The sequence below is a fragment of the Rhodococcus sp. AH-ZY2 genome (genome assembly GCF_030916465.1).
GTDB lineage: Bacteria > Actinomycetota > Actinomycetes > Mycobacteriales > Mycobacteriaceae > Rhodococcus > Rhodococcus ruber.
In genome coordinates this window covers 3,159,023-3,185,589 of the sequence record NZ_CP126458.1, presented here as the reverse complement: position 1 = coordinate 3,185,589, position 26,567 = coordinate 3,159,023, and the positions used below count along the sequence as shown (strand labels likewise).

General features: G+C 69.3%; 40 protein-coding genes. 35 read left to right on the top strand and 5 right to left on the bottom strand.

What is annotated here, in order from left to right:
• Position 1: 1 nt before the first annotated feature.
• From rplC to map, 23 genes are all read left to right on the top strand, one after another.
• A complete protein-coding gene (rplC, locus tag QNA09_RS15820; RefSeq protein WP_003938092.1) occupies positions 2-655 on the top strand; it encodes a 50S ribosomal protein L3 in 654 nt (217 codons plus the stop codon).
• On the top strand, positions 652-1,335 hold the full coding sequence (rplD, locus tag QNA09_RS15815) for a 50S ribosomal protein L4 (RefSeq protein ID WP_003938091.1): 684 nt from the start codon (positions 652-654) through the stop codon (positions 1,333-1,335). Before rplC ends, rplD begins: the two co-directional genes overlap by 4 nt.
• Positions 1,332-1,637 carry a 50S ribosomal protein L23 gene (gene rplW / locus QNA09_RS15810; protein ID WP_003938090.1) on the top strand — a complete coding sequence of 102 codons (306 nt, stop codon included), beginning with the start codon at positions 1,332-1,334 and terminating at the stop codon, positions 1,635-1,637. The genes rplD and rplW overlap by 4 nt, the downstream gene beginning before the upstream one ends.
• A gap of 37 nt (positions 1,638-1,674) precedes the next feature.
• Positions 1,675-2,508 (top strand): 50S ribosomal protein L2, encoded by an 834-nt coding sequence (gene rplB / locus QNA09_RS15805; RefSeq protein ID WP_003938089.1) that lies wholly within the window; start codon positions 1,675-1,677, stop codon positions 2,506-2,508.
• Positions 2,509-2,527: 19 nt separating this feature from the next.
• The gene (rpsS, locus tag QNA09_RS15800) at positions 2,528-2,809 is read left to right on the top strand and encodes a 30S ribosomal protein S19 (protein WP_003938088.1); all 282 of its coding nucleotides are present in this window, start codon (positions 2,528-2,530) and stop codon (positions 2,807-2,809) included.
• Positions 2,806-3,204: a 50S ribosomal protein L22 gene (gene rplV / locus QNA09_RS15795; protein WP_026137933.1), complete on the top strand. Its 399-nt coding sequence runs from the start codon at positions 2,806-2,808 to the stop codon at positions 3,202-3,204. Before rpsS ends, rplV begins: the two co-directional genes overlap by 4 nt.
• The gene (gene rpsC, locus QNA09_RS15790) at positions 3,204-4,001 is read left to right on the top strand and encodes a 30S ribosomal protein S3 (protein WP_003938086.1); all 798 of its coding nucleotides are present in this window, start codon (positions 3,204-3,206) and stop codon (positions 3,999-4,001) included. Before rplV ends, rpsC begins: the two co-directional genes overlap by 1 nt.
• 3 nt (positions 4,002-4,004) lie before the next feature.
• Complete coding sequence (gene rplP, locus QNA09_RS15785; RefSeq protein ID WP_006947154.1) at positions 4,005-4,421, top strand: 50S ribosomal protein L16; 417 nt, start codon at positions 4,005-4,007, stop codon at positions 4,419-4,421.
• Positions 4,421-4,657 carry a 50S ribosomal protein L29 gene (gene rpmC, locus QNA09_RS15780; protein ID WP_003938084.1) on the top strand — a complete coding sequence of 79 codons (237 nt, stop codon included), beginning with the start codon at positions 4,421-4,423 and terminating at the stop codon, positions 4,655-4,657. The genes rplP and rpmC overlap by 1 nt, the downstream gene beginning before the upstream one ends.
• A complete protein-coding gene (gene rpsQ, locus QNA09_RS15775) occupies positions 4,654-4,938 on the top strand; it encodes a 30S ribosomal protein S17 (RefSeq protein ID WP_026137932.1) in 285 nt (94 codons plus the stop codon). The genes rpmC and rpsQ overlap by 4 nt, the downstream gene beginning before the upstream one ends.
• Positions 4,939-5,235: 297 nt before the next feature.
• Entirely contained in the window at positions 5,236-5,604 is a 369-nt protein-coding gene (gene rplN / locus QNA09_RS15770; protein WP_003938082.1) for a 50S ribosomal protein L14, read from the top strand.
• Positions 5,604-5,921 carry a 50S ribosomal protein L24 gene (gene rplX, locus QNA09_RS15765; protein ID WP_010595602.1) on the top strand — a complete coding sequence of 106 codons (318 nt, stop codon included), beginning with the start codon at positions 5,604-5,606 and terminating at the stop codon, positions 5,919-5,921. The genes rplN and rplX overlap by 1 nt, the downstream gene beginning before the upstream one ends.
• 1 nt (position 5,922) lies before the next feature.
• Positions 5,923-6,489 carry a 50S ribosomal protein L5 gene (gene rplE / locus QNA09_RS15760; RefSeq protein WP_003938080.1) on the top strand — a complete coding sequence of 189 codons (567 nt, stop codon included), beginning with the start codon at positions 5,923-5,925 and terminating at the stop codon, positions 6,487-6,489.
• A 4-nt stretch (positions 6,490-6,493) separates the two neighbouring features.
• Complete coding sequence (locus tag QNA09_RS15755) at positions 6,494-6,679, top strand: type Z 30S ribosomal protein S14 (RefSeq protein WP_003938079.1); 186 nt, start codon at positions 6,494-6,496, stop codon at positions 6,677-6,679.
• 183 nt (positions 6,680-6,862) lie between these two features.
• Positions 6,863-7,261 (top strand): 30S ribosomal protein S8, encoded by a 399-nt coding sequence (gene rpsH, locus QNA09_RS15750; RefSeq protein WP_003938078.1) that lies wholly within the window; start codon positions 6,863-6,865, stop codon positions 7,259-7,261.
• A 14-nt stretch (positions 7,262-7,275) separates the two neighbouring features.
• Positions 7,276-7,815, top strand: coding sequence for a 50S ribosomal protein L6 (gene rplF, locus QNA09_RS15745; protein ID WP_010595601.1), 540 nt, complete (start codon positions 7,276-7,278; stop codon positions 7,813-7,815).
• A gap of 2 nt (positions 7,816-7,817) precedes the next feature.
• Positions 7,818-8,225, top strand: a complete 408-nt coding sequence (gene rplR, locus QNA09_RS15740; RefSeq protein WP_010595600.1) for a 50S ribosomal protein L18 — start codon at positions 7,818-7,820, stop codon at positions 8,223-8,225.
• Positions 8,226-8,256: 31 nt separating this feature from the next.
• Positions 8,257-8,907 carry a 30S ribosomal protein S5 gene (gene rpsE, locus QNA09_RS15735; protein WP_003938075.1) on the top strand — a complete coding sequence of 217 codons (651 nt, stop codon included), beginning with the start codon at positions 8,257-8,259 and terminating at the stop codon, positions 8,905-8,907.
• Positions 8,907-9,107: a 50S ribosomal protein L30 gene (gene rpmD / locus QNA09_RS15730; protein WP_006947165.1), complete on the top strand. Its 201-nt coding sequence runs from the start codon at positions 8,907-8,909 to the stop codon at positions 9,105-9,107. Before rpsE ends, rpmD begins: the two co-directional genes overlap by 1 nt.
• The gene (gene rplO / locus QNA09_RS15725) at positions 9,104-9,547 is read left to right on the top strand and encodes a 50S ribosomal protein L15 (RefSeq protein ID WP_003938073.1); all 444 of its coding nucleotides are present in this window, start codon (positions 9,104-9,106) and stop codon (positions 9,545-9,547) included. Before rpmD ends, rplO begins: the two co-directional genes overlap by 4 nt.
• Positions 9,548-9,794: 247 nt before the next feature.
• On the top strand, positions 9,795-11,108 hold the full coding sequence (gene secY, locus QNA09_RS15720) for a preprotein translocase subunit SecY (RefSeq protein WP_010595599.1): 1,314 nt from the start codon (positions 9,795-9,797) through the stop codon (positions 11,106-11,108).
• Complete coding sequence (locus QNA09_RS15715) at positions 11,105-11,650, top strand: adenylate kinase (protein WP_010595598.1); 546 nt, start codon at positions 11,105-11,107, stop codon at positions 11,648-11,650. Before secY ends, QNA09_RS15715 begins: the two co-directional genes overlap by 4 nt.
• 18 nt (positions 11,651-11,668) lie before the next feature.
• Positions 11,669-12,466: a type I methionyl aminopeptidase gene (gene map, locus QNA09_RS15710; RefSeq protein WP_010595597.1), complete on the top strand. Its 798-nt coding sequence runs from the start codon at positions 11,669-11,671 to the stop codon at positions 12,464-12,466.
• Between the two features lie 81 nt (positions 12,467-12,547).
• On the opposite strand, the gene dtd is transcribed toward map, so the two are convergent.
• A complete protein-coding gene (gene dtd, locus QNA09_RS15705; protein WP_119699893.1) occupies positions 12,548-12,985 on the bottom strand; it encodes a D-aminoacyl-tRNA deacylase in 438 nt (145 codons plus the stop codon).
• Between the two features lie 171 nt (positions 12,986-13,156).
• Between dtd and infA the strand changes: the two genes are divergently transcribed.
• The 9 genes from infA to QNA09_RS15660 all read left to right on the top strand — a co-directional run bounded on the left by infA (position 13,157) and on the right by QNA09_RS15660 (position 19,006).
• Positions 13,157-13,378 carry a translation initiation factor IF-1 gene (gene infA, locus QNA09_RS15700; protein ID WP_003886926.1) on the top strand — a complete coding sequence of 74 codons (222 nt, stop codon included), beginning with the start codon at positions 13,157-13,159 and terminating at the stop codon, positions 13,376-13,378.
• A 91-nt stretch (positions 13,379-13,469) separates the two neighbouring features.
• Complete coding sequence (gene rpmJ / locus QNA09_RS15695; RefSeq protein ID WP_003938068.1) at positions 13,470-13,583, top strand: 50S ribosomal protein L36; 114 nt, start codon at positions 13,470-13,472, stop codon at positions 13,581-13,583.
• 244 nt (positions 13,584-13,827) lie between these two features.
• Positions 13,828-14,196, top strand: a complete 369-nt coding sequence (rpsM, locus tag QNA09_RS15690) for a 30S ribosomal protein S13 (protein WP_003938067.1) — start codon at positions 13,828-13,830, stop codon at positions 14,194-14,196.
• Complete coding sequence (gene rpsK / locus QNA09_RS15685; RefSeq protein ID WP_003938066.1) at positions 14,196-14,609, top strand: 30S ribosomal protein S11; 414 nt, start codon at positions 14,196-14,198, stop codon at positions 14,607-14,609. The genes rpsM and rpsK overlap by 1 nt, the downstream gene beginning before the upstream one ends.
• A 21-nt stretch (positions 14,610-14,630) precedes the next feature.
• On the top strand, positions 14,631-15,236 hold the full coding sequence (gene rpsD / locus QNA09_RS15680) for a 30S ribosomal protein S4 (RefSeq protein ID WP_003938065.1): 606 nt from the start codon (positions 14,631-14,633) through the stop codon (positions 15,234-15,236).
• A gap of 102 nt (positions 15,237-15,338) precedes the next feature.
• Positions 15,339-16,400 (top strand): DNA-directed RNA polymerase subunit alpha, encoded by a 1,062-nt coding sequence (locus tag QNA09_RS15675; protein ID WP_003938064.1) that lies wholly within the window; start codon positions 15,339-15,341, stop codon positions 16,398-16,400.
• Positions 16,401-16,431: 31 nt separating this feature from the next.
• Positions 16,432-17,004, top strand: coding sequence for a 50S ribosomal protein L17 (gene rplQ / locus QNA09_RS15670; RefSeq protein WP_003938063.1), 573 nt, complete (start codon positions 16,432-16,434; stop codon positions 17,002-17,004).
• Positions 17,005-17,009: 5 nt separating this feature from the next.
• A complete protein-coding gene (gene truA, locus QNA09_RS15665) occupies positions 17,010-17,924 on the top strand; it encodes a tRNA pseudouridine(38-40) synthase TruA (RefSeq protein WP_119699892.1) in 915 nt (304 codons plus the stop codon).
• An 89-nt stretch (positions 17,925-18,013) separates the two neighbouring features.
• Positions 18,014-19,006 carry an alpha/beta hydrolase family protein gene (locus tag QNA09_RS15660; RefSeq protein WP_308071970.1) on the top strand — a complete coding sequence of 331 codons (993 nt, stop codon included), beginning with the start codon at positions 18,014-18,016 and terminating at the stop codon, positions 19,004-19,006.
• Between the two features lie 274 nt (positions 19,007-19,280).
• Here QNA09_RS15660 and QNA09_RS15655 read toward each other — a convergent pair whose 3' ends face one another.
• Positions 19,281-19,415, bottom strand: coding sequence for a hypothetical protein (locus QNA09_RS15655; protein ID WP_263623492.1), 135 nt, complete (start codon positions 19,413-19,415; stop codon positions 19,281-19,283).
• Positions 19,416-19,685: 270 nt separating this feature from the next.
• Positions 19,686-20,828 (bottom strand): acyl-CoA dehydrogenase family protein, encoded by a 1,143-nt coding sequence (locus tag QNA09_RS15650; protein ID WP_010595593.1) that lies wholly within the window; start codon positions 20,826-20,828, stop codon positions 19,686-19,688.
• Positions 20,829-20,885: 57 nt separating this feature from the next.
• Between QNA09_RS15650 and QNA09_RS15645 the strand changes: the two genes are divergently transcribed.
• Both QNA09_RS15645 and QNA09_RS15640 read left to right on the top strand, forming a co-directional pair.
• The gene (locus QNA09_RS15645; RefSeq protein ID WP_064066056.1) at positions 20,886-21,467 is read left to right on the top strand and encodes a TetR/AcrR family transcriptional regulator; all 582 of its coding nucleotides are present in this window, start codon (positions 20,886-20,888) and stop codon (positions 21,465-21,467) included.
• Between the two features lie 18 nt (positions 21,468-21,485).
• Positions 21,486-22,052, top strand: a complete 567-nt coding sequence (locus QNA09_RS15640; RefSeq protein ID WP_040272351.1) for an NADPH-dependent FMN reductase — start codon at positions 21,486-21,488, stop codon at positions 22,050-22,052.
• On the opposite strand, the gene eccE is transcribed toward QNA09_RS15640, so the two are convergent.
• Positions 22,040-23,665, bottom strand: a complete 1,626-nt coding sequence (eccE, locus tag QNA09_RS15635) for a type VII secretion protein EccE (protein WP_029540132.1) — start codon at positions 23,663-23,665, stop codon at positions 22,040-22,042. The two genes, QNA09_RS15640 and eccE, sit on opposite strands and share 13 nt — an antisense overlap.
• Positions 23,666-23,769: 104 nt before the next feature.
• Between eccE and eccB the strand changes: the two genes are divergently transcribed.
• Positions 23,770-25,224 carry a type VII secretion protein EccB gene (gene eccB / locus QNA09_RS15630; protein ID WP_064066058.1) on the top strand — a complete coding sequence of 485 codons (1,455 nt, stop codon included), beginning with the start codon at positions 23,770-23,772 and terminating at the stop codon, positions 25,222-25,224.
• On the opposite strand, the gene mycP is transcribed toward eccB, so the two are convergent.
• Positions 25,170-26,567, bottom strand: coding sequence for a type VII secretion-associated serine protease mycosin (gene mycP, locus QNA09_RS15625; RefSeq protein ID WP_040272358.1), 1,398 nt, complete (start codon positions 26,565-26,567; stop codon positions 25,170-25,172). The two genes, eccB and mycP, sit on opposite strands and share 55 nt — an antisense overlap.

The window sequence follows — 26,567 nt, the reverse complement described above, 5'->3', positions numbered from 1 at the left end:
CATGACTAACCAGATCAAGGGAATCCTGGGCACCAAGCTCGGCATGACCCAGGTCTTCGACGAGAACAACCGGGTCGTTCCGGTCACCGTCGTCAAGGCCGGACCGAACGTGGTCACCCAGATCCGTACCGAGGAGCGCGACGGCTACAGCGCCGTGCAGCTCGCCTACGGTGCGATCGACCCGCGCAAGGTCACCAAGCCGGTCGCCGGCCAGTTCGCGAAGGCGGGCGTCACTCCTCGGCGCCACATCGTCGAGCTGCGTGTCGACGACACCGACGGCATCGAGATCGGCCAGGAGCTCACCGCCGAGGTCTTCGAGGACGGCGCATTCGTCGACGTCACCGGCACCTCCAAGGGCAAGGGCTTCGCCGGCACCATGAAGCGTCACGGCTTCGCCGGTCAGGGCGCCTCGCACGGTGCGCAGGCTGTGCACCGTCGTCCGGGCTCCATCGGTGGCTGCGCCACGCCGGGCCGCGTGTTCAAGGGAACCCGCATGTCCGGGCGTATGGGTAGCGACCGCGTCACGACGCAGAACCTCTCGGTCCACAAGGTGGACGCCGAGAACGGCCTGCTGCTGATCAAGGGTGCGATCCCGGGCCGCAAGGGCGGCGTCGTGATCGTCAAGACCGCAGTGAAGGGTGGTGCACGGGCATGACCAGCACCGAGACCGCAACCAAGCTGACGCTCGACGTCAAGGCCCCCGGCGGCCAGACCAACGGCACCGTCGATCTCCCCGCCGAGATCTTCGACGCCCCCGCGAACATCGCGCTGCTCCACCAGGTGGTCGTCGCGCAGCTCGCCGCGGCTCGCCAGGGCACGCACGCCACCAAGACCCGCGGCGAGGTCCGCGGCGGTGGCAGGAAGCCGTACCGCCAGAAGGGCACCGGCCGCGCCCGCCAGGGCTCGACCCGCGCGCCGCAGTTCGCCGGCGGTGGCACCGTCCACGGCCCGCAGCCGCGCGACTACAGCCAGCGCACGCCCAAGAAGATGAAGGCTGCCGCCCTCCGCGGCGCCCTCTCCGACCGGGCTCGCAACGAGCGCATCCACGTGATCACCGAGCTCGTCGCCGGGCAGGCGCCGTCCACCAAGGGCGCGCGTACCTTCCTCGCGGAGCTGACCGATCGCAAGAACCTGCTCCTCGTCGTCGGCCGTGAGGATCTCGCGGCGTGGAAGAGCGTGCAGAACCTGCAGAACGTGCACGCGATCGCTCCGGACCAGCTGAACACCTACGACGTGCTCTACAGCGACGACGTCGTGTTCAGCGTCGAGGCGCTCAACGCGTTCATCCACGGGCCGGCCGAGTCCGCCCAGGCAGAGAAGGAGGAGAGCAAGTGAGCACGATCGCGGATCCGCGCGACATCCTGCTGGCTCCGGTCATCTCCGAGAAGTCCTACGGGCTGATGGAGGAGGGCACCTACACCTTCCTGGTGCACCCGGACTCGAACAAGACGCAGATCAAGATTGCCGTCGAGAAGGTCTTCGGCGTCAAGGTGACCAGCGTCAACACCGCCAACCGTCAGGGCAAGCGCAAGCGGACCCGGTTCGGTTACGGCAAGCGCAAGGACACCAAGCGCGCGCTCGTGACCCTGTCGGCCGACAGCAAGCCCATCGAGATCTTCGGAGGGCCGGTCGCCTAGGCGGCCGGGACTCGAGAGATAGAGGACGAGAAGACTCATGGCAATTCGTAAGTACAAGCCGACAACCCCGGGTCGGCGCGGCGCGAGTGTCTCGGACTTCGCCGAGATCACCCGCTCGACGCCCGAGAAGTCGCTGGTTCGCCCGCTGCACGGCCGCGGTGGCCGCAACGCGCACGGCCGCATCACCACCCGGCACAAGGGTGGCGGACACAAGCGTGCCTACCGCCTGATCGACTTCCGCCGCAACGACAAGGACGGCATCCCGGCCAAGGTCGCTCACATCGAGTACGACCCCAACCGCACCGCCCGCATCGCCCTGCTGCACTACGTGGACGGCGAGAAGCGCTACATCATCGCCCCCAAGGGCCTGGTGCAGGGTGCTCCGGTCGAGTCCGGCCCGCAGGCCGACATCAAGCCCGGCAACAACCTGCCGCTGCGCAACATCCCGACCGGTACCACCATCCACGCGGTGGAACTGCGTCCGGGCGGCGGCGCCAAGATGGCCCGCTCCGCCGGCGCCAGCATCCAGCTGCTCGGTAAGGAAGGCACCTACGCCACCCTGCGTATGCCCTCCGGCGAGATCCGTCGCGTCGACGTGCGCTGCCGCGCCACCGTCGGCGAGGTCGGCAACGCCGAGCAGTCGAACATCAACTGGGGCAAGGCCGGCCGCATGCGCTGGAAGGGCAAGCGCCCGACCGTCCGTGGTGTGGTCATGAACCCGGTCGACCACCCGCACGGCGGTGGTGAGGGCAAGACCTCCGGTGGTCGCCACCCGGTCAGCCCGTGGGGCAAGCCCGAGGGCCGCACCCGCAAGAACAAGGCGTCCGACAAGCTCATCGTCCGTCGTCGCCGTACCGGCAAGAAGCGCTAGTCAAGGAGGGAGTTAGAGAATGCCACGCAGCCTCAAGAAGGGCCCGTTCGTCGACGACCACCTCCTGGCGAAGGTCGATACGCAGAACGAAAAGGGCACCAAGCAGGTCATCAAGACCTGGTCGCGCCGTTCCACCATTCTGCCCGACTTCATCGGTCACACATTCGCCGTCCACGACGGTCGCAAGCACGTGCCGGTGTTCGTCTCGGAGTCGATGGTCGGCCACAAGCTCGGCGAGTTCGCGCCGACCCGTACGTTCAAGGGCCACATCAAGGACGACCGGAAGAGCAAGCGTCGATGAGCACTGAAACCACAAACAAGAGCGCTCGGGCTGTTGCGCGCCACGTGCGTGTGACCCCGATGAAGGCGCGTCGCGTCGTCGACATCGTCCGGGGCAAGACCGTGGACGAGGCTCTGTCGATCCTGAAGTTCGCGCCGCAGTCCGCGGCCGAGCCGGTCGCCAAGGTGATCGCGAGCGCCGCCGCGAACGCGCAGAACAACCTGGACCTCGACCCGAGCACGCTCGTCGTCGCCACGGCGTACGTCGACGAGGGCGCGACCCTCAAGCGGTTCCAGCCGCGTGCCCAGGGCCGTGCATTCCGCATCCGCAAGCGGACGAGCCACATCACCGTGATCGTCGAGAGCAAGGCGCCTGCGTCTGCTGGAAACCGTAACCGCCGGAAGGGAGCTCAGTAGTGGGCCAGAAGATCAACCCGCACGGCTTCCGTCTGGGCATCACCACCGACTGGAAGTCGCGCTGGTACGCCGACAAGCAGTACGCGGAGTACGTGAAGGAAGACGTCGCGATCCGCAAGTTCCTGGCCACCGGCCTCGAACGCGCCGGCATCGCCAAGGTCGAGATCGAGCGCACCCGTGACCGTGTGCGTGTGGACATCCACACCGCGCGTCCGGGCATCGTCATCGGCCGCCGCGGCGCCGAGGCCGATCGCATCCGCGCCGAGCTCGAGAAGCTGACCGGCAAGCAGGTTCAGCTGAACATCCTCGAGGTCAAGAACGCCGAGTCCGAGGCCCAGCTGGTGGCGCAGGGCGTCGCCGAGCAGCTCTCGAACCGTGTCGCGTTCCGTCGCGCGATGCGCAAGGCCATCCAGTCGGCCATGCGTCAGCCCAACGTCAAGGGCATCCGGGTGCAGTGCTCGGGCCGCCTCGGCGGCGCCGAGATGTCCCGCTCGGAGTTCTACCGCGAAGGCCGCGTCCCGCTGCACACGCTGCGTGCGGACATCGACTACGGCCTGTACGAGGCGAAGACCACCTTCGGCCGCATCGGCGTGAAGGTCTGGATCTACAAGGGCGACATCGTCGGTGGCCGTCGTGAGCTGGCCGCTGCCGCCGCCGCCCCGGCCGACCGCCCCCGTCGCGAGCGTCCGAGCCGTCCCCGTCGTTCCGGTGCCTCGGGCACCACCGCGACGAGCACCGACGCCGGCCGCGCCGCCTCCGCCGATGCACCCGCTCCGACCGAGAATCAGGAGGGCTGACGCATGTTGATCCCACGGCGGGTCAAGCACCGCAAGCAGCACCACCCGAGCCGCTCGGGTGCCGCCAAGGGTGGGACCCAGGTGACCTTCGGTGACTACGGCATCCAGGCTCTCGAGCCGGCCTACATCACCAACCGGCAGATCGAGTCCGCTCGTATCGCCATGACCCGGCACATCAAGCGTGGCGGCAAGATCTGGATCAACATCTTCCCGGATCGCCCCCTCACCAAGAAGCCCGCCGAGACCCGCATGGGTTCCGGTAAGGGTTCGCCCGAGTGGTGGGTCGCGAACGTCAAGCCCGGACGGGTGATGTTCGAGATGAGCTACCCGAACGAGGAGATTGCCCGCGAAGCCCTCCGGCGCGCGATGCACAAGCTCCCGTGCAAGTGCAGGATCGTGACGAGGGAGGAGCAGTTCTGATGGCTACCGGAACCCCCGCCACAGAGCTCCGCGAGCTGACCGAGGAAGAGCTGGTCACCAAGCTCCGCGAGGCGAAGGAAGAGCTGTTCAACCTTCGTTTCCAGATGGCCACCGGCCAGCTGGACAACAACCGCCGGCTGCGCGTCGTGCGCAACGAGATCGCCCGCATCTACACGGTGCTGCGTGAGCGCGAGCTCGGCCTGGCCTCCGGCCCGGATGCGGGTGACGCGGCATGAGTGAGGAAAAGGCAGTGACCCAGAAGGAAGAGCGCGCCAGCCGCAAGGTCCGCATCGGCTACGTCGTCTCCGACAAGATGGAGAAGACGATCGTGGTCGAGCTCGAGGACCGGGTGAAGCACCCGCTGTACGGCAAGATCATCCGCCGTACCACCAAGGTGAAGGCGCACGACGAGAACGGCGTGGCCGGCATCGGCGACCGCGTGCAGCTGATGGAGACCCGTCCGCTGTCCGCGACCAAGCGGTGGCGTCTGGTCGAGGTGCTCGAGAAGGCCAAGTAGGTCCTCCTCGCATCGTCGACGACGATCGAGTACGGCACCCACACCGTTCGCCTCGTGCGCCGGTGCGGGTGCCGTCGGTCGTTCCGGGACGATCCCGGGAACGACACGCCCGGGTCCGGGGTAGGGAGCGACCTCACGGTTCGCGGATTTGCCCTGCATGAGGTATATCGCCTACCCTGGACGGGTTGCCTCACGGGACCCGTGTGTCTTGCGCGCGTGCGCCGTGGGCGACCGACGACCGCGTGCGTCCAGGTCGGAAATCTGACGCACACACCAATCCAGGTCAAGGAGAAGTAAGTGATCCAGCAGGAGTCGCGACTGCGCGTCGCCGACAACACGGGTGCCAAGGAGATCCTCTGCATCCGCGTTCTCGGTGGCTCGTCCCGTCGCTACGCCGGTATCGGTGACATCATCGTCGCCACCGTGAAGGACGCGATCCCCGGTGGCAACGTCAAGCGCGGTGACGTCGTCAAGGCCGTGATCGTGCGCACCGCCAAGGAGCGCCGCCGGCCGGACGGCTCGTACATCAAGTTCGACGAGAACGCCGCCGTCATCATCAAGGGTGACAACGACCCGCGCGGCACCCGCATCTTCGGCCCCGTCGGCCGCGAGCTGCGCGACAAGCGGTTCATGAAGATCGTCTCGCTCGCTCCGGAGGTGCTGTGATGAAGGTGCACAAGGGCGACACCGTGCTCGTCATCTCGGGCAAGGACAAGGGTGCCAAGGGCAAGGTCATCGCGGCCTACCCGAAGGAGAACCGGGTCCTCGTCGAGGGCGTGAACCGGATCAAGAAGCACACGGCGGTCTCGGCCAACGAGCGCGGCGCCTCCTCCGGGGGCATCGTGACGCAGGAGGCCCCGATCCACGTTTCCAACGTCGCTGTCATCGACTCGGACGGCAACCCCACCCGCGTGGGCTACCGGTCCGACGAGGAAACCGGCAAGCGCGTTCGGATTTCCCGGAAGAACGGGAAGGACATCTGACATGACCACCACCGAGAACAAGACCACACCGCGTCTGAAGACCCGGTACCGCGAGGAGATCCGCGACGCGCTGAACGCGGAGTTCGACTACGCGAACGTCATGCAGATCCCCGGCGTCGTGAAGGTCGTCGTCAACATGGGTGTCGGTGACGCCGCCCGCGACGCGAAGCTGATCAACGGCGCCGTCGCCGACCTCGCTCTGATCACCGGTCAGAAGCCGGAGATCCGCAAGGCCCGCAAGTCGATCGCCCAGTTCAAGCTGCGTGAGGGCATGCCGATCGGCGCGCGCGTCACGCTGCGCGGCGACCGCATGTGGGAGTTCCTGGACCGCCTGGTCTCCATCGCGCTGCCCCGTATCCGGGACTTCCGCGGCCTCAACGGCAACCAGTTCGACGGCAACGGCAACTACACGTTCGGCCTGAACGAGCAGTCGATGTTCCACGAGATCGACGTGGACAAGATCGACCGTCCGCGCGGCATGGACATCACCGTCGTCACGACCGCCACCAACAACGAAGAAGGCCGTGCCCTGCTCAAGCACCTCGGCTTCCCGTTCAAGGAGAACTGAGCCCATGGCTAAGAAGGCACTGGTCAACAAGGCCAACAAGAAGCCGAAGTTCGCGGTGCGCGCCTACACCCGCTGCCAGCGCTGCGGGCGCCCCCACTCGGTCTTCCGCAAGTTCGGACTCTGCCGCATCTGCCTGCGTGACATGGCACACCGCGGTCAGCTTCCGGGAGTTCACAAGAGCTCCTGGTGACGTGAACGGTGGGCGACCCACGGTCGTCCACCGTCACTCCTGTCAGGGGCCGGTCGCAACCGCGTCCGGTCCGCATGAAACCAAGTTCGTCGTAGGCCCACGGCCGGTCCGCGCCGGCGACACGTTCGTCGCCGCTGCCGGTGTTGCATGGGAACCGCAACGAGAAAGGTGAACAGGTCAGCCATGACCATGACCGACCCCATCGCAGACTTCTTGACGCGTCTGCGTAACGCCAACACGGCGTACCACGACGAGGTGAAGCTTCCCCACTCGAAGATCAAGGCGAACATCGCCGAGATCCTCAAGCGTGAGGGCTACATCGCCGACTTCCGCACCGAGGATGCCGAGGTGGGCAAGACCCTCGTCGTCAACCTCAAGTACGGCCCGTCCCGTGAGCGCAGCCTCGCCGGTGTGCGCCGCGTGTCGAAGCCCGGCCTGCGCGTGTACGCGAAATCCACCAACCTGCCCAAGGTCCTGGGCGGCCTCGGCGTGGCGATCATCTCCACGTCCTCCGGCCTGCTCACCGATCGCCAGGCGGCCAAGCAGGGAGTGGGCGGGGAAGTCCTCGCCTACGTCTGGTAAGGGAGGCCACCACAATGTCGCGTATTGGAAAGCTTCCGGTCACCGTCCCCTCGGGCGTCGAGGTGACCATCGACGGCCAGGACGTCGCAGTGAAGGGCCCCAAGGGCAACCTCTCGCTGACCATCGCCGAGCCGATCACCATCGCCAAGGGTGAGGACGGCGCGCTCAACGTGAGCCGTCCGAACGACGAGCGCCGCAGCCGCGCGCTGCACGGTCTGTCGCGCACCCTCGTGCAGAACCTCATCGTGGGTGTCACCGAGGGGTACACCACGAAGATGGAGATCCACGGCGTCGGCTACCGCGTCGCGCTCAAGGGCAAGGACCTCGAGTTCTCGCTCGGCTACAGCCACCCGGTCCCGATCGAGGCCCCCGAGGGCATCACGTTCGCGGTCGAGTCGCCGACGAAGTTCTCGATCTCGGGCATCGACAAGCAGAAGGTCGGCCAGATCGCGGCCAACATTCGCCGGCTGCGCAAGTCCGACCCGTACAAGGGCAAGGGCATCCGCTACGAGGGCGAGCAGGTGCGCCGCAAGGTCGGAAAGACGGGTAAGTGATCATGAGCCAGACCGAGAACCAGAAGGCCAAGCGGATTCCGCTCGGCAAGGACGCGTCCACCCGGCGTCGGCTGTCGAAGCAGCGTCGGCACTTCCGTCTGCGCAAGAAGGTCGCCGGCACCGCCGAGCGTCCCCGTCTCGTCGTGAACCGGTCCTCGCGCCACATTCACGCCCAGCTGGTCGACGACCTGACGGGCACCACGCTGGCGGCGGCCTCGACCGTCGAGCCGGACGTGCGTGCGCTCGAGGGCGACAAGAAGGCGCGCGGCGCCAAGGTCGGCCAGCTGCTCGCCGAGCGCGCCAAGGCCGCCGGCGTGGAGGCTGTGGTCTTCGACCGTGGCGGCCACACCTACAGCGGCCGGATCGCGGCCCTCGCAGACGCGGCTCGCGAAAGCGGGTTGAAGTTCTGATGACCATCTCTTCGAACGGAAGGAACGCCTGATGCCGGGACGTCAGCGGCGTGACGGCGGCAACGGCCCCGCCGGACAGAATGGCCCCAACACCGGGGACCAGCGTGGTGGTCGCGACCGCCGCGATCGCGACTCGCGCGGCGGCGGTGCCGCCGAGAAGTCGAACTACATCGAGCGTGTCGTCTCGATCAACCGTGTGTCGAAGGTCGTCAAGGGCGGCCGTCGCTTCAGCTTCACCGCACTGGTGATCGTGGGCGACGGCAACGGCCTGGTCGGCGTCGGCTACGGCAAGGCCAAGGAAGTTCCCGCGGCCATCCAGAAGGGTGTCGAGGAGGCTCGCAAGGGCTTCTTCCGCGTCCCGCTCATCGGCTCCACGATCACGCACCCGGTGCAGGGTGAGGCCGCGGCCGGCGTCGTCATGCTGCGCCCCGCCTCGCCGGGTACCGGTGTGATCGCCGGTGGTGCGGTGCGTGCCGTGCTCGAATGCGCGGGCATCCACGACATCCTGTCGAAGTCGCTCGGCAGCGACAACGCCATCAACGTCGTGCACGCCACCGTGGCCGCCCTCAAGCAGCTGCAGCGCCCCGAGGAAGTCGCGGCTCGCCGCGGTCTGGCCCTCGAGGACGTCGCACCTGCGGGCATGCTGCGCGCCCGGGCACAGGCCGCTGGGAGCGTGAAGTAATGGCAGAGCTGAAGATCACTCAGGTCAAGAGCACCATCGGCGCCAAGTCGAACCAGCGCGACAGCCTGCGCACCCTCGGTCTGCGGAAGATCCGCCAGTCCGTGGTCCGCGAGGACAACGCGCAGAACCGCGGCTTGATCAACGTGGTGCGTCACCTCGTCGTTGTCGAGGAAGTCACTGCTGAGGAGGCCTCCAAGTGACAATCAAGCTGCATCACCTCCGCCCGGCTCCGGGCGCGAAGACGGACAAGACCCGCGTCGGTCGCGGTGAGGGTTCGAAGGGCAAGACCGCCGGTCGCGGTACGAAGGGCACCAAGGCGCGCAAGAACGTCTCGGCGGCCTTCGAGGGTGGCCAGATGCCGCTGCACATGCGGCTGCCGAAGCTCAAGGGCTTCAAGAACGCCTTCCGCACCGAGTACCAGGTCGTCAACGTCGGCGACATCGCCCGTCTCTTCCCCGAGGGGGGGCAGGTCGGCGTCGACGAGCTCGTCGCCAAGGGCGCGGTTCGCAAGAACCAGCTCGTGAAGGTCCTCGGCGAGGGCGAGCTCACGGTGGCCGTGCAGGTGACCGCGAACAAGTTCTCCGGCTCCGCCAAGGAGAAGATCACCGCTGCCGGCGGCACCGCGACCGAACTGGCCTGACCGGTTCGCTCGTGCGTGACGCACAGCACACGAACGGCCGCACTGCAGCACGTGCTGCAGTGCGGCCGTTCGGCGTTCCCGCCCTGCCGGACACCGCGCAGTGGCATCCGGCTGCCGCGTGGACGGCCGGCCCCGACCCGGCGCCACGGCACCGGTTCCGGGCGCGCTGCTAGAGTTCAAGAGTTGTCGACCGTCGGACCCCGCGCGTCGATCCACAGTCTCCCGTTTCGCCCTGCCAGGAGGATCTTTGCTTTCCGCCTTCGTCTCGGCCCTCAGGACCCCGGACCTGAGGCGGAAGATCCTCGTCGCGCTCGGGTTGGTGGCCCTGTACCGCCTCGGCGCGACGCTGCCGTCTCCGGGCGTCGACTACGGCAACGTGCGTGCCTGCATCGATCAGCTCAGCGGCGGGGACTCCGCCGGGATCTACTCGCTGATCAACCTGTTCTCCGGTGGCGCCCTGCTGCAGCTGTCGGTGTTCGCGATCGGCATCATGCCGTTCATCACCGCGAGCATCATCGTCCAGCTGCTGACGGTGGTCATTCCGCGCTTCGAGGAGTTGCGCAAGGAAGGCCAGTCGGGGCAGGCCAAGATGACGCAGTACACGCGGTACCTCGCGGTGGCGCTCGCCGTGCTGCAGTCCACCGGCATCGTCGCCCTCGCGGCCCGCGGTCAGCTGTTGCAGGGCTGTTCCGAACCGATCCTGGCCGACGACAGCATCTTCGGCATGGTCGTGATCGTGCTGGTCATGACGGCCGGCGCGGCCCTCGTCATGTGGTTCGGTGAGCTCATCACCGAGCGCGGCGTCGGCAACGGCATGTCGATCCTGATCTTCGCCGGCATCGCCTCGCGGCTGCCGTCCGAGGGTCGCACCATTCTCGAGTCCCGCGGCGGGCTGGTCTTCACGATCGTGCTCGTCGTCGCGCTGGTCGTCATCACCGGCGTGGTGTTCGTCGAGCAGGGCCAGCGCCGGATCCCGGTGCAGTACGCCAAGCGGATGGTGGGCCGGCGCATGTACGGCGGGTCCTCGACGTACCTGCCGTTGAAGGTGAACCAGGCCGGCATCATCCCGGTGATCTTCGCGTCGTCGCTGCTGTACCTGCCGAACCTCATCGCGCAGCTGACCGGGGCCACCTCGGCCACCGACCCGAGCTGGTGGCAGCGGATCATCAACGAGTACCTGGTGAATCCGAACAACCCGGTCTACATCGCGATCTACTTCGGGCTGATCGTCTTCTTCGTCTTCTTCTACGTCGCCATCACCTTCAATCCGGAGGAACGGGCCGACGAGATGAAGAAGTACGGCGGCTTCATCCCGGGTATCCGGCCGGGACGCCCCACCGCCGAGTACCTCAGCTACGTCCTCAACCGCATCACGGTGCCAGGTTCGCTGTACCTGGGTCTCATCGCGACGCTGCCCAACTTCTTCCTCTCCGGCAGCCAGACCGCCACCAGCATCTTCGGTGGCGCCGCGGTGCTCATTCTCGTCAGTGTCGCGCTGGACACTGTCAAGCAGATCGAAAGTCAACTCATGCAGCGCAACTACGAAGGGTTCCTCAAGTGAGACTTGTACTCCTCGGTCCGCCCGGTGCCGGCAAGGGCACGCAGGCCGCCATCCTGTCGGAGAAGCTCGGCGTCCCCGCGATCTCCACCGGGGATCTGTTCCGGGCCAACATCGGGCAGGGCACCCCGCTCGGTGTCGAAGCCAAGAAGTACATCGACGCCGGCGAGCTCGTACCCGCCGAGATCACCAACAACATGGTGCGCGCCCGTCTCGCCGAGCCCGACGCCGCCGACGGCTTCCTGCTCGACGGTTTCCCCCGCAGCGTGGAGCAGGCCCGCGAACTCGAGTCCATCCTGAAGGACCTGGACACGAAGCTCGACGGCGTCCTCTCCTTCGACATCGACGAGGACGTCGTGGTCGAGCGGATGCTCGCCCGCGGCCGCGCCGACGACACCGAGGACGTCATCCGCAACCGGCTCCGGGTGTACCGCGAGGAGACGGCGCCGCTGCTCGACTACTACGCCGATGTGCTCGTCACGGTCGATGCCGTCGGCGAGGTCGACGAGATCAACGCCCGCGCCCTCGCGGCTCTCGGCAAGTAAGGACGCAGGAGCAAGACAATGGGTTTCGGGCGCAAGCGCAAGGTGGTTCCGTTCCGCACCGCCGGTGAACTGGATGCGATGGCGGCGGCGGGCGCTGTCGTCGGCGCCGCACTCGTGGCGGTGCGCAAGGCGGCGAAGCCGGGCGTGAGCACCCTGGAACTGGACCAGGTGGCGGAGGCGGTCATCCGTGACGCGGGGGCCGTCCCCTCCTTCCTGGGCTATCACGGGTTCACCGGCTCGATCTGCTCGTCGGTGAACGACCGCGTGGTGCACGGAATCCCCTCGGCGACGGAGATCCTCGCCGAGGGCGATCTCGTGTCGATCGACTGCGGCGCGATCCTCGACGGCTGGCACGGCGACTCGGCGTGGACCTTCGGCGTCGGGGAACTCGCCGCCGCCGACGTCGATCTCAGCGATGCGACACGGCTGTCGATGGAGGCGGGCATCGCGGCGATGCTGCCGGACAACCGGCTCACCGACGTCTCGCACGCCATCGAGACCGGCACCCGCGAGGCGGAGCGGGTACACGGCCGGCACTACGGCATCGTCGACGGATACGGCGGGCACGCCATCGGCCGCGAAATGCACATGGACCCGTTCCTGCCGAACGAGGGCGAGCCCGGGAAGGGCCCCCGCCTCGTGGTGGGATCGGTGCTCGCCATCGAACCGATGCTGACGCTCGGCACCTACGAGACCGAGGTGCTCGACGACAAGTGGACCGTCGTCACGACCGACGGCAGCCGCGCCGCGCACTGGGAGCACACCGTCGCGGTGACCGAGGACGGCCCGCGCATCCTCACCCCGCGCCCGGAGTAGCGCGGCGGTGGCGGCGAGCGAATGCACCGCTCGCTGCCCGAGAAGCCGAACGGGATCGTCGCCCGGGCCGCCGACTCCGGTTCACACCTCGACCAGGAGGGTGACCGGACCGTCGTTCACGAGGCTCACCTCCATGTGCTCCCCGAAGACTCCGGTCTGCACGTCGGCGCCCAGCTCCCGCAGGGCCGCCGCGAACTCGTCCACCAGCGGCTCGGCCGCCGCGCGGGGCGCGGCCGCCGACCAGGACGGCCGCCGGCTCTTGCGCGTGTCGGCCATGAGCGTGAACTGGCTGACCACGAGGATCGGGGCCGCCAGATCGGACGCCGACTTCTCGTCCTCGAGGATCCGCATCGTCCACACCTTCCGGGCCAGCGCCGCGGCCTTGGCCGCGTCGTCGTCGTGGGTCACCCCGACGAGCACGAGCAGCCCGTGTCCGCCGACCGGGGGTGAGATCCGCGCGACCTCGCGGCCGTCGACCGCGACCGCGGCACCCGTCACCCGCTGAACCAACGCCCGCACGGTTGTCCTCCTGTATGTCGGCATTTGGCCCTGGTGGGAAAGTTCCCGTAACATAGATCGATGGTGCGCCCTGCGCGCCGGTCTGCGGGTGTCCGCAGTCCGGTCACGCCGAGCGTCACGGTAACGGACACCGATGCAACCACACGCCGAACAACACGGATCGCGGAGGATATGGCCAAGAAAGACGGAGCCATCGAGGTCGAGGGTCGCGTGATCGAGCCGCTGCCCAATGCGATGTTTCGCATTGAGCTCGAGAACGGTCACAAGGTCCTGGCTCACATCAGCGGCAAGATGCGTCAGCACTACATTCGCATCCTGCCCGAGGACCGGGTTGTCGTAGAGCTCTCGCCCTACGACCTGTCGCGTGGGCGCATCGTCTACCGCTACAAGTAAGAGCTTCCCCGGCCGCACGGTCGGGGAGAACCATGTCTGCAGCATGCCTCGTGCCCTGCCGCAGGCGTACACACAGGAGATCAGACGCACCGTGAAGGTTCAGCCGAGCGTCAAGAAGATCTGCGAGAAGTGCAAGGTGATCCGCCGTAACGGCCGGGTCATGGTGATCTGCGAGAACCTGCGCCACAAGCAGCGCCAGGGCTAGACCACCCGCTCTTCGAAGGATCGGCTTGGCAACAAGCTAGAGAAGACCTTCCAGTACCAGTCGTTCGGTCACGATTCCCGATTCGTCGGGGAGCCGCGCGATACACCCCCGGTTCGGAGGCCGGGGCCCCACTGTGTTTCGGACTACCGGCGTTCCGGCTTCGGCCGGGCCGCGGGACCACACAGTTTCACGACGCAGGGGACGGGCTGGGAGCAGACCTCCGCACACCGAATAGGAATGCCACATGGCACGTCTCGCAGGTGTCGATCTTCCCCGCGAAAAGCGGATGGAGATCGCACTGACCTACATCTACGGCATCGGCCGTACCCGCTCGAAGGAGATCCTCGAGGCCACCGGCGTGAGCCCGGATCTGCGCAGCAAGGACCTCTCCGACGAGGATCTCGCCAAGCTGCGCGAGTTCATCGAGGAGACCTACAAGGTCGAGGGTGACCTCCGCCGCGAGGTCCAGGCGGACATCCGTCGCAAGATCGAGATCGGCTGCTACCAGGGCCTGCGACACCGTCGTGGTCTGCCCGTGCGTGGACAGCGCACCAAGACCAACGCCCGCACCCGTAAGGGTCCGAAGCGCACCGTCGCAGGAAAGAAGAAGTAATGCCTCCCAAGTCACGCAGCACCGGTCCCAAGAAGACCCAGAAGGCGCGCCGCAGGGACAAGAAGAACGTCCCGCACGGTGCCGCTCACATCAAGAGCACCTTCAACAACACGATCGTGTCCATCACGGACCCGAACGGCAACGTCATCTCCTGGGCGTCCTCCGGCCACGTCGGCTTCAAGGGTTCGCGCAAGTCGACCCCGTTCGCCGCGCAGCTCGCCGCCGAGAACGCTGCCCGCAAGGCGCAGGAGCACGGTGTCAAGAAGGTCGACGTCTTCGTGAAGGGCCCGGGCTCGGGCCGCGAGACGGCGATCCGTTCCCTCCAGGCCGCGGGCCTCGAGGTCGGCACCATCTCCGACGTCACCCCCCAGCCGCACAACGGCTGCCGTCCGCCCAAGCGGCGTCGCGTCTAACGGGAAAGGAAGGTTTGAATCATGGCTCGCTATACCGGTCCCGTTACCCGTAAGTCGCGTCGTCTGCGTGTCGACCTCGTCGGAGGCGACCAGGCGTTCGAGCGTCGCCCCTACCCGCCCGGCCAGCACGGCCGCGCGCGGATCAAGGAGAGCGAATACCTGCTCCAGCTGCAGGAGAAGCAGAAGGCCCGCTTCTCCTACGGGGTGATGGAAAAGCAGTTCCGTCGCTACTACGAGGAGGCCGCCGGCCGGCCCGGCAAGACCGGCGAGGTCCTGCTGACCATCCTCGAGTCGCGTCTGGACAACGTCGTCTACCGTGCCGGTCTCGCCCGGACCCGCCGTCAGGCCCGCCAGCTGGTGAGCCACGGTCACTTCCTGGTGAACGGCAAGAAGGTCGACATCCCCAGCTACCGCGTCTCGCAGTACGACATCATCGACGTCCGCGAGAAGTCGCTGGGCACGCTGCCCTTCCAGGTGGCCCGTGAGACCCAGGGCGATCGTCCGATCCCGGGTTGGCTGCAGGTCGTCGGCCCGCGTCTGCGGGTGCTGGTCCACCAGCTCCCCGAGCGCGCGCAGATCGACATCCCGCTGCAGGAACAGCTGATCGTCGAGTACTACTCGAAGTAAGGCGCTTCGCGCCGTGGTGTCCTTCCGGTCCTCCCGAGGACCGGGGGGACACCACATCCCGACCAGGGCGTCATATGGCGGACGCCCACAAGGAGGCACTCCATGCTCATCTCGCAGCGACCCACCCTCAGCGAAGAGGTCATCGCCGACAACCGCTCGAAGTTCGTCATCGAACCCCTCGAGCCGGGCTTCGGGTACACCCTCGGAAACTCGCTTCGTCGCACCCTGCTGTCCTCGATTCCGGGCGCGGCCGTCACCAGCATTCGCATCGACGGCGTGCTCCACGAGTTCACCACGGTTCCCGGGGTCAAGGAGGATGTCACCGACATCATCCTGAACCTCAAGGGCCTCGTGGTCAGCTCGGAAGAGGACGAGCCGGTCACCATGTACGTCCGCAAGCAGGGCCCCGGCACCGTGACCGCGGGTGACATCGTGCCCCCGGCCGGTGTCACCGTCCACAACCCGGACCTGCACATCGCCACCCTGAACGACAAGGGCAAGCTGGAGATCGAGCTCGTCGTCGAGCGCGGCCGCGGCTACGTCCCCGCCGTTCAGAACAAGGCGTCCGGCGCCGAGATCGGCCGCATCCCGGTCGACTCGATCTACTCGCCGGTGCTCAAGGTGACCTACAAGGTGGAGGCGACCCGCGTCGAGCAGCGCACCGACTTCGATCGGTTGATTCTCGACGTGGAGACCAAGAACTCGATCACCGCGCGGGACGCGCTCGCTTCGGCGGGCAAGACCCTGGTGGAGCTCTTCGGTCTGGCTCGTGAGCTGAACGTCGAAGCAGAAGGCATCGAGATCGGTCCCTCGCCCGCCGAGGCCGACCACATCGCCTCCTTCGGACTCCCCATCGAGGATCTCGACCTGACGGTCCGGTCCTACAACTGCCTCAAGCGCGAGGGTGTGCACACCGTCGGTGAGCTCGTGGCACGCACGGAGTCCGACCTGCTCGACATCCGCAACTTCGGTCAGAAGTCCATCGACGAGGTGAAGGTCAAGCTGCACTCGCTCGGCCTCTCCCTCAAGGACAGCCCCGCGTCCTTCGACCCGAGCACCGTCGCCGGCTACGACGCCGCGACCGGTACCTGGAGCGACACGGACGCCGGTTCCTTCGGCGACGCCGAGGGGAACGAGGACTACGCCGAGACCGAGCAGCTGTAGCAGCTCACGGTCCGTTACTAGGAGATTCATCATGCCCAAGCCCAAGAAGGGTGCCCGCTTCGGCGGGTCGGCCTCGCACCAGAAGGCGCTGCTGGCCAACCTGGCCACCGCGCTCTTCGAGCACGGCCGCATCACCACCACCGAGGCCAAGGCCAAGGCCCTGCGGCCCTACGCCGAGAAGCTCGTCACGCACGCGAAGGCCGGCACGCTGGCCAACCGTCGTGAGGTGCTGAAGGTCATCCGCAACAAGGACGTCGTCCACACGCTGTTCGCGGAGATCGGCCCGTTCTACGAGGACCGCAACGGCGGCTACACGCGCATCGTCAAGACGATGCCGCGCAAGGGTGACAACGCTCCCATGGCGATCATCGAGCTCGTCAAGGAGAAGACCGTCACCTCCGAGGCCGACCGCGCCCGTCGCGTCGCCGCCTCGCAGAGCGCGCCGGCCACCGAGGCCCCGGCCGAGGAGAACGTCGTCGAGGCCGTCGAGGCCGACGCCTCCGACGCGCAGGTCGAGAACGCGGACGCCGTCGTCGACGCGATCGAGGACGAGACCGCCACCGCGGCCGACGCCAAGGACGCCGACGAGGCCAAGAAGGACTAGTCCACTTGGTTTCGGCATCCGCTGAAGCGAACGAGCCCGTCGCCCCCCACCGGGGCGGCGGGCCCGTTGCTTTCGAGAACCCGTCCGCCGCCGGCGAGGACAGCACCCGGCTGCGGCTCGACATCGCCTACGACGGCACCGACTTCTCCGGCTGGGCACGGCAGCCCGGACGACGGACGGTGTGCGGGGAGATCGAAGAGAAGCTCGGGGCGGTCGTACGCACTCCGGTCCAGCTCACGGTCGCCGGGCGGACCGACGCCGGGGTGCACGCGTCCGGTCAGGTCGCGCACGTCGACGTCCCCACCGCTGCCCTTCCGGACGACCTCGCCCGCCTGGTGCGGCGGCTCGCGCGGTTCCTGCCGCGCGACGTCCGCGTCACCGGCATCTCCGTCGCCCCGCCCCACTTCGACGCCCGTTTCTCGGCGGTCCGCCGGCACTACGAGTACCGGCTCACCACCGCCGTCTACGGCGCCGAGCCGCTGCGGGCCCGCGACACCGTCGCCTGGCCCAAACCGGTGGACGTCGACGCCATGCGTGCCGCCTCGCGGTCGCTGCTGGGCCTGCACGACTTCGCCGCCTTCTGCAAGCGGCGCGACGGTGCGACGACGGTCCGCGAACTGCAACGCTTCGACTGGACGCGCACAGGGGACATCCTCACCGCGCACGTGAGCGCGGACGCGTTCTGCTGGTCGATGGTGCGCAGCCTCGTCGGGGCGGTCCTCGCGGTAGGGGAGGGGCGGCGCAGTGTCGAGTGGACGACCGCGCTGCTCGACGAACGGCAGCGCGCCGCGGCCGTGGCCGTGGCTCCGGCGCACGGACTCAGCCTCGTCGGCGTCGACTATCCCCCCGACGACGAACTCGCGGCACGCAACGCGGCCACCCGCGAGGTACGTGGGCCCGTCGGTCCCGGCTGCTGCTGACCCGCGGCCGAACCCGCCGGTGATATGTTCCGACGAGCACGTCCCCCGGCCGGCCCGGCCGGGGGATCGGCATGTGAGAGGGAGGCACAGTGCTCGACCTGCCCGCGATCCGGCGGCGAGGCGCGACGGTCGCGGCGGCCCTGCTCGCCGCGGCGTCCCTGCTGACGGCACCGGCGGCCGCCGAGCCGGCTCCGGCCGAGGCCTACGTCGATCACGTGGAGGAGCGAACCGCGCGCGACTGGGTGTTGCACGTGTACTCACCGTCCATGGACCGGGTGATCCCGGTCGAGGTGATCCGGCCCGCCGACACTTCCGCTGCCCGGCCGACCTTCTACCTGCTCAACGGAGCGGGTGGGGGCGAGGACGCCGCGAACTGGCGGGAGCAGACGGACGTCCGCGAGTTCTTCGACGGCAAGAACGTCAACGTCGTCACCCCGGTGGGCGGGGCCTTCTCATACTACACGGACTGGGTCCGTGACGACCCGAAGCTCGGCCGGCACCGGTGGGCGACGTTCCTGACGTCGGAACTGCCGCCGGTCGTGGACGCGGCACTGGGCGCCGACGGTCGCAACGCCGTGGCGGGGATGTCGATGTCGGGCAGTTCGGTGCTGGCCCTCGCGCAGCAGTCGCCGGGACTGTACGAGGCGGTGGCGTCCTACAGCGGGTGCGCGCAGACGAGCAGCGATCCTGGGCGCAGCTACGTCGAAGCCGTCGTCACGATCGGGGGCGGCGAGGTCGAGAACATGTGGGGCCCGATCGGCGGGCCGGGGTGGATTGCCAACGACGCGGCGCTGAACGCGGAGAAGTTGCGCGGGACGACGCTGTACATCTCCTCCGGCGGTGGCCTGCCGGGTCCGCACGAGGCGGCCCTGGGCGGGCAGGTGGATCCGGTCGACCTACTCGTCCTCGGATCCATCGAGGCGGCTACGGCACAGTGCACCGAGCGGCTGCGACGGACCTTCGACGAACTCGGGATCGAGGCGACCTTCAGCACAGCGGCAGAGGGCACGCACTCGTGGGGATACTGGCAGGATGCGCTGCACGAGTCCTGGCCGATTCTCGCCGAGGCGATCGGCGCGTAGCGCGGCCCGGCACGAGCGACGGAAACGGCAAGGGGCGAGGTCGGGTGACCTCGCCCCTTTCGCTACGCGCGTCGAGGCTTCTCTCAGATCAGCCAGCTGAGGAAGGAGAGCACGTGGTCGACCAGGGAGCCGAGGGAGCCGAGCAGCATGGGGATTACCTCCGATGTCGATGGACAAATCCTGGACGTACGTCCAACCAAGATCTAAGTACAGGATGTCCGCTTTGCCCAGAAAATGTGACGCAGGATACCGGGGCACGACGAGGGTTCCGAGGTCAGTCCGCGATCATCCGGAGCAGCGCCGCGAGCGCGCGGAACGGCAGCGTCAGGACCCGCAGGAACAGGACGCCGAGCTCGGCGAGTGTCGCCACCGTCTCCGCGGCGTCGGCCGCCCTCTCCACTCGGTCCACGGCTCTGCGACCCCGTCGACGATGTCTGTCCACCGGCGCACGGTAGCAGGCGGTTCGCGAAATCTGACAGGAGGATGTTTCAGATTCCGCGGCACGAGTTATCCCGGCAGTGCCGGGGTGCGCGTGCCGCCGGGGAGGACGGCCGCGCGCCCCGGCACCGCTGCGGGCCCGCGCCCCGGCTCGACCGGGACTTCGACACCCGGCACGGCCGGGAGTTCGCGCCCGGCGCGGCCGGGAGTTCGCGCCCGGCGCGGCCGGGAGTTCACACCGTCAGCCCGCCAGGTGCCGCGCGATGACCAGCCGCTGGATCTGGTTCGTCCCCTCGAAGATCTGGGTGATCTTCGCGTCCCGCATGAAGCGCTCGACGGGAAAGTCCCGGGTGTAGCCGTAGCCGCCGAGTACCTGCACGGCGTCGGTGGTCACCTTCATCGCCGCGTCGGTCGCGACGAGCTTGGCGACCGACGCCTGCCGCGAGTAGGGCAGACCGGCGTCCTTGCGGCGCGCGGCGTCGATGTAGGTGGCGCGGGCCGAGTCCACCGCCGCGGCCATGTCGGCCAGGACGAATCCGAGGCCCTGATGGTCGATGATCTTCTTGCCGAACGCCTTGCGCTCCTTGGCGTAGGCGGTGGCCTCGTCGAGCGCGGCCTGCGCGAGACCCACCGCGACGGCCGCGATCCCGAGGCGGCCCGAATCGAGGGCGCTGAACGCGATCGGCAGGCCCTGCCCCTCGGCCCCGATGCGGCGCTCCTCGGGGACGAACGCATCGTCGTAGTGGGCGGTCGCGGTGGGGATGGCATGCAGGCCCATCTTCTCCTCGGGCTTGCCGAAGCTGAGGCCCTCGGTTCCGGCGGGCACGAGGAAGCAGGAGATCCCCTTGGAGCCGGCGTCGGAGGTCCGGGCGAACAGCGTGTAGAAGTCCGCCTTGCCGCCGTTGGTGATCCACGCCTTCGATCCGGAGATCCGGTAGCCGCCGTCCACGGCTGTCGCGCGGCAGGTCAGGGCCGCGGCATCGGACCCGGCCTGCGGCTCGGACAGGCTGTAGGCGCCGATCGTCTCGCCGCCGAGCATGGCGGGCAACCACCGGGCCTTCTGCTCCTCGGTGCCGTGGGTGGCCAGCGCGAAGCACGACAGGCCGTGCACACTCACCGCGACCGCGACGGCCGCCCAGCGGGCGCCGAGCTCCTCGAGCACCTGCAGGTACACCTCGTACGGCTGATTCCCGCCGCCGAACTCCTCCGGGTACGGCAGGCTCAGCAGTCCCGCCGCGCCGAGGGCGGGGAACACGCCCTCGGGGAACGTCTCGTTGCGCTCGTGTTCGACGACCCGCGGCGCGAGAACCTTGTCCGCGACGTCGCGGGTCAGCTCGATGAGGTCGTAGGCCTCGGGGGTGGGCAGCAGGCGCTCGACGGGCACGGTGACTCCTCGCTCGGAAAATAGTACTGAGAACGATACTGCAGTACTATCTGCAGTATGACAAGAGCGGGAACCCGGCGCGGCACGGCGCGGCAGGCGCAACTGTTCGACCAGCTCGTCGCGCTGTTTCTCGCCGAGGGCTTCGCCCGCTTCACCCTCGACGACATCGCCGCCCGCCTGCACTGCTCCAAGTCGACCCTGTACGCCCTCGCCGAGAGCAAGGACCGCCTCGTCCGGGCCGCCACCGTGCACTTCTTCCGCGGCGCGACCGAGCGCGTCGAAGCCGAGCTCGACGGCCGCAGCGGCGCCGTCGACCGCATCCGCGGCTACCTCGAGGCCGTCGGCCGGCAACTCGAACCCGCCTCCGCGCAGTTCATGGAGGACATGGCTGCCGCCCCCGCCGCCCGTGAGGTCTACGAGCGCAACACCCGGCTCGCCGCCGAACGCGTCCGCGACCTCATCGCCGTCGGAGTCGCCACCGGCGAACTGCGCGACGTGCACGCCGCGTTCGTCGCCGACGTCGTCGCCGCCGTCATGGTCCGCATCCAGCAGCGCCACGTCGCCGAGGCCATCGGCCTGCCGGACGCCCAGGCCTACCGCGAACTCGCCGCCCTGCTCACCCACGGCCTCACCGCCTGACCCGCCTACCATCGGGCCATGGACGCCGAAGCCCCGATTCGTCTCGAGATCGTCGTCGCCAGCGTGCGGGCCGGGCGGATCGCGCCCGTCGTCGCCGACTGGTTCGCCGCCGCCGCGCGGCAACGCCGCGAGTTCGACGTCGGCGTGCTCGACCTCGCCGACACCCCGCTGCCGCAGGATCTGTCCGGCGGCCGGGAGGCCGAGGCGTTCACCCGGCGCATCGGTGCGGCCGACGCGTTCGCGGTCGTCACCTCCGAGTACAACCACGGCTATCCGGCCGCACTGAAGACCGCCCTCGACACCGTCAAACACGAATGGCGCACCAAGCCGGTCGGATTCGTCTCCTACGGCGGGCTCTCCGGCGGTCTGCGCGCCGTCGAACAACTCCGGCAGGTCGTCGTCGAGGTGCACATGGTTCCCGTGCGCGAATCGGTCAGCTTCCACCGCGTCAAGCACGCCTTCGCCGCCGACGGCACCACCACCGACGGCGCCGCCGCCGATGCGGCCCAGCGGATGCTGACCCAGCTCGCCTGGTGGGCACGGACCGTGCGCGCCGGACAGAGCGCCGAACCCTACCCGGGCTGAGGAACCCGGCTGCGCCCACCCGCGCGCGGACGACCGAGGAACGCGGCTTCGGCGCCGACACTCACCAGCGACAACGACACCCGGCGGCCCCCAGCCGTGAGCACCACCCGATCCCCGGCCGCTCCGGGCTGCAGGATCGACACGTCCGGGCGCTCACGCGGCCACCGATCCGGATCCACGTGCACGTGGATCGCGGTCGCCCCGGCGGGAACCGCCGCCGGGCGCACACCGTCGTACACGATCGTGTCGAAACCCCGCTCGTCGCCACCGAGGCGCAACCGGTCCGGTCCCGCGGCGGCGAGCAGGGGGCGCCAGGCCGAGGCGCGATCGGTGTGGATCGCCACCCGCGCGCCGATCGCGACCGACCGGAACACCAGCTGCTGCGCCAGGTACAGCTCCCCGGCGACGTAGACGGTGCGCACGCCCCGGCCGGTCACGCGAGCTGACACGGCCGCTCCGGATTCGTCCGCCCCGACCACCTGCCCGCATCCTGTCACCGGCAGGGTCAGGGCGTCGGCGTCGCCGAGCTGCACGGTGCGCAGGGGGACCAGATCCTCGAGCCCCGCCGCGGCCGTCGGCGTCGACGCCAGCAACCCGTCCAGTTCGCGACTCCACAACCGCCGAGTGCCCGGCATCCGGCGGCTCGGCTCGGGGGACCGGCTCGTTCCGCGCAGCACCGCCCCCACCCGCACGGTTCCGGGCTCGGTGCCGGGTCGCAGGCGCACCGTGATCGTCGCCGACGACAGCGGCTCCGACCAGACGCGGGTCAAGGTCGCCCGGTCGAGGTGACCCGGTTCGACGACCGAGGCCCGGCTGAGACCGCCGGGAAGCCGTACCGCGTCGCGATCCTCCTCGAGCAGTAGCGGATCCGCGCATCCGGTGACGGACTCCACCGCCCGGGTGATCTCTCCCGCGTCGAGGATCCGCGCGGCGTGGTGCTGTTCCGCCAACGCCCGCACGACCCGGCGCGCCGCGATGCTCACGGCGCGTGCCGCGCCCTCGGCCCCGCCGCCCCGGCGCGCCACCGCGGCCGGGCAGGCGAGGGCGTCGAACCGCAGCGCGAGCCACACCGTGCGGGTCGCGGCGGCGGGCAGCGGACCGACCAGGCTCCCGTATGCCTCGCCGGCCACGGTCTCGTCGCACGCCCGGCGGCCGTGCGCGACGACGTCGATCCCGTCGAGTTCGACGTCGTGCCGCGAGAGGCACGCGGCGATCGCCGCCAGCGGAAGCCGGCGCAGGGGATCTGCCCGGTCGCGTGTCAGCCGGGTGAGGTCGCCGCCCGTCGGCACCAGCTCCACGACCGCGACGACGGCCGAGCCGTCCCAGCACACCCCGACAGGTCCGTCGCCGGCCGCGGCGACGTCGACGATCACCGGGGCGGTACGGATCGGACGGTTCCGGAATCGCCACCATTCCCGCGACCAGTCGACGGCGTCGCGCCCCCGGACCGGGACCACCACCGACACCGCGGCCAGCGCCGCCACGACCACCGAAGCGGGAAGCGGGGCGCCGGCGGCCGCCGCGATCGTCCACCCGATCAGCGCTGCACACTGCGCCCGCACGACCCCGGCCGCGGAGCGGCGCCGTGGCCGCCGGAAAACCCCATGCTGCACGACGATTCCCCCGTTCCCCCCGAGCGACGGCCCGGTCCCCCCGATGTTCCCCGCCGGAACTGTACTGTGTTGCGGCGGAGGGGGCGTCGTACGGGGGAGGATCGATGGGAGCGCAGCCGACCACGCGCTGGCAGGTCAACGGCTACCGGTTTCTGGTGCGCCGCATGGAGCATGCACTGGTGCGGCGGGACGTGCGGATGATCCACGACCCGATGCGGTCGCAGTCACGCGCGCTGGCGGTGGGTGCCGTCCTCGCCTGTGTCGGACTCGCGGGCTGCGCCGCACTCGCCCTGTTCCGCCCGCAGGACAAGATCGGCGATGCCACCATCGTGGTGGGTCGCGAATCCGGCGCGATGCTGGTCGCGATCGACGGCACCTTCCATCCGGTGCTCAACCTGGCCTCCGCCCGCCTGGTGCTCGGGCGGCCCGACGAGCCCACCGTCGTCGCCGACGAGGAATTCGAGACGCGCCCACGGGGTTCCCTCGTCGGCATCCCCGGTGCGCCGTCGGCGCTGGCACACGTCGCGGAACCGCTGTCGTGGACGGTGTGCGACACCGTGGCCTCCGACGGAAGCCGCTCGGTCACCACAATTGTCGCCGCCGGGGAGCCCGCCTACGGCGACCGCGCACGACCGCTCACCGACGACGAGGCCCTGCTCGTCGCGGCCGACGGCAGGCACCATCTGGTGTACCGCGGATCGCGCGCCGAAGTCGACCTGTCGGACCGCGCGCTCACCCGCGTTCTCGGCCTCGATGCCGGCATGGCGCGTCCCGTCGGTCCGGCCCTGCTCGCCGCCATCCCGGAGGTGCCGCGGCTCGAGGCTCCGCGGATCCCCGGCGCCGGCGACGAGCCCCGCTATCCTATCGGCTCGCTGACCGTCGGTTCGGTGGTCCGCGTCGCAGTGCCGGACGGGAAGAAGTTCTACGTCGTGCTGCGCGACGGTGTGCAGGAGGTGTCCGAGGCGACGGCACAGATCGTCCACTTCACCGATTCGCAGGGCGCCGCGGAGATCCCTGCCGTCCCGCCGGATCTGCTACGGGACGCGCCGGCCGTGCGGGGTCTCGACGTGGACACCTTCCCCACGACCGTGCCCACGGTCGTCGATGCCGGCGACCGCCCCGTCGGATGCCTGACGTGGACCCCGGAGGCCGCCGCGGACGGACAGTCGCGGTCCGTCGTCGAGGTGTCGGCAGGCTCGGCACTGCCGCTACCCGAGGGGGCGGTGCCGGTGTCCCTGGCTCAGGCGGACGGTGGCGGGCCCGAGGCCGACAGCGCGTACCTCGCGCCCGGCCGCGGCGCGTTCGTGCAGACCACCTCCGTCGCGCCGGACAGTGCGCGGCGCGGCGCCCTCTTCTACGTCGCCGACACCGGCGTGCGGTACGGCATCGTCGACGCGGACGCCGCGACCGCCCTGGGATTCTCCGAACCCGTGCCCGCGCCGTGGCAGATCGTCGAATTGTTCGCGCCGGGACCGGCACTCGGGCGGGCGGAGGCGCTCGTCGCTCACGACGGCGTCGCACCCGATCCGGACCCGGCGCCGGTCGGCGCCGGCAGCTGACGCCGGCGTCGCAGCGACGCTGTCGCTCCCACGATCACGAGCACCACAGTCGCCGCGACGACCGCGACGTTCCGGGGCCGTTGATCCGTCGGCGCCGGTGGTGCCGGGGATGCGACGGCCACCGAACGGGGCACCTGCGGACGCTCTTCCGTCCACGGGGCGGTCACCGCCGCGAACGGGTCGATGACGCCGTGTCCCACCCGCGGATTCCAGCCCTCGGCCGGCGCGTGCGCCGTGGCCTCGATCCGCAGCGCGACGGCGCGGGCATCGAGATGCGGAAATCGTGCCCGTACCAGCGCGACGGTCGCGGATACGAGTGGCGCCGCGAAACTGGTGCCCGACACCGGAATCGGTCCCTGTGCTCCCCGATAGGCGTCGACGAGGCCGTCCGCGGTGGGATGCAGGGAGACCACACCGCTGCCGGGTGCGGCGACATCCACCCACGGTCCCGGCAGGCTGAAGCTCGACGGTGAGCCGTCGGGCTCGACCGAACCGACCGTCAGTACGTAGTCGTCGTACCAGGCCGGCGAGGCCACGGTCGTGACCGCACGCCAGGGATCCTCGCCCGGGCGGAGCGGATCGAGTCCGTGCGGATTCGACCCCCGGCAGCGCTCCTCCACATTCCCGGCGGCGGCGACGACGACGGCGTCCTTCACCTCCGTCGCGTACCGCACCGCCGCCCCGAGTTCGGGGTCGTCGATCCCTTCTGCGGCCGGAGCGCAGGCGACCTCGGAGATGTTGATGACGGTGGCGCCGCGATCCGCGGCGTGGCGCACCGCCATCGCCATCGTGCGCACGTTGCCGTAGCCGGGTGACGTGCGCGCATCCTGGTCGTCGGCGTCCGGCCGGTGCGCCGAGAAGTGGCGGCTGGACTGGCGCACGGTGAGGATCCGCGCGTCCGGGGCGCCGCCGGCGAATCCCGACCCGGCGACCGGGCGGGCCGCGACGAGTCCCGCCACCAGGGTCCCGTGGGCGTCGCAGTCCTGCGTCCCGTCGCCCGAGGAGACGTAGTCCCCACCGGGGACCAGCCCGGGCAGCCTGGCGTTCCGGCCCACTCCGGTGTCGATCACCGCCACGAGCTGGCCCGCGCCGCGCGTCAACGGCCACACGGCCGGAAAATCCAGGAGGCGTTGCGGTTCCGGGATCGAGGCGGTGTCGTCGACGGTGGCGACGGTGGTGCACGGCGAACGTTGCGCGGTATCGTCGACGGGGCCGGGCGCCGCGGGGGGAGGCAGGCTCCCGGCATCGGCGGGCGGGGGCTGCGCCCCGGCGAACGGGGCCGTGCCGAAGGACGAGGTCGTCAGCACCAGAGCGACGAGGAAGAGACGTGCCCCGCGGGCCAC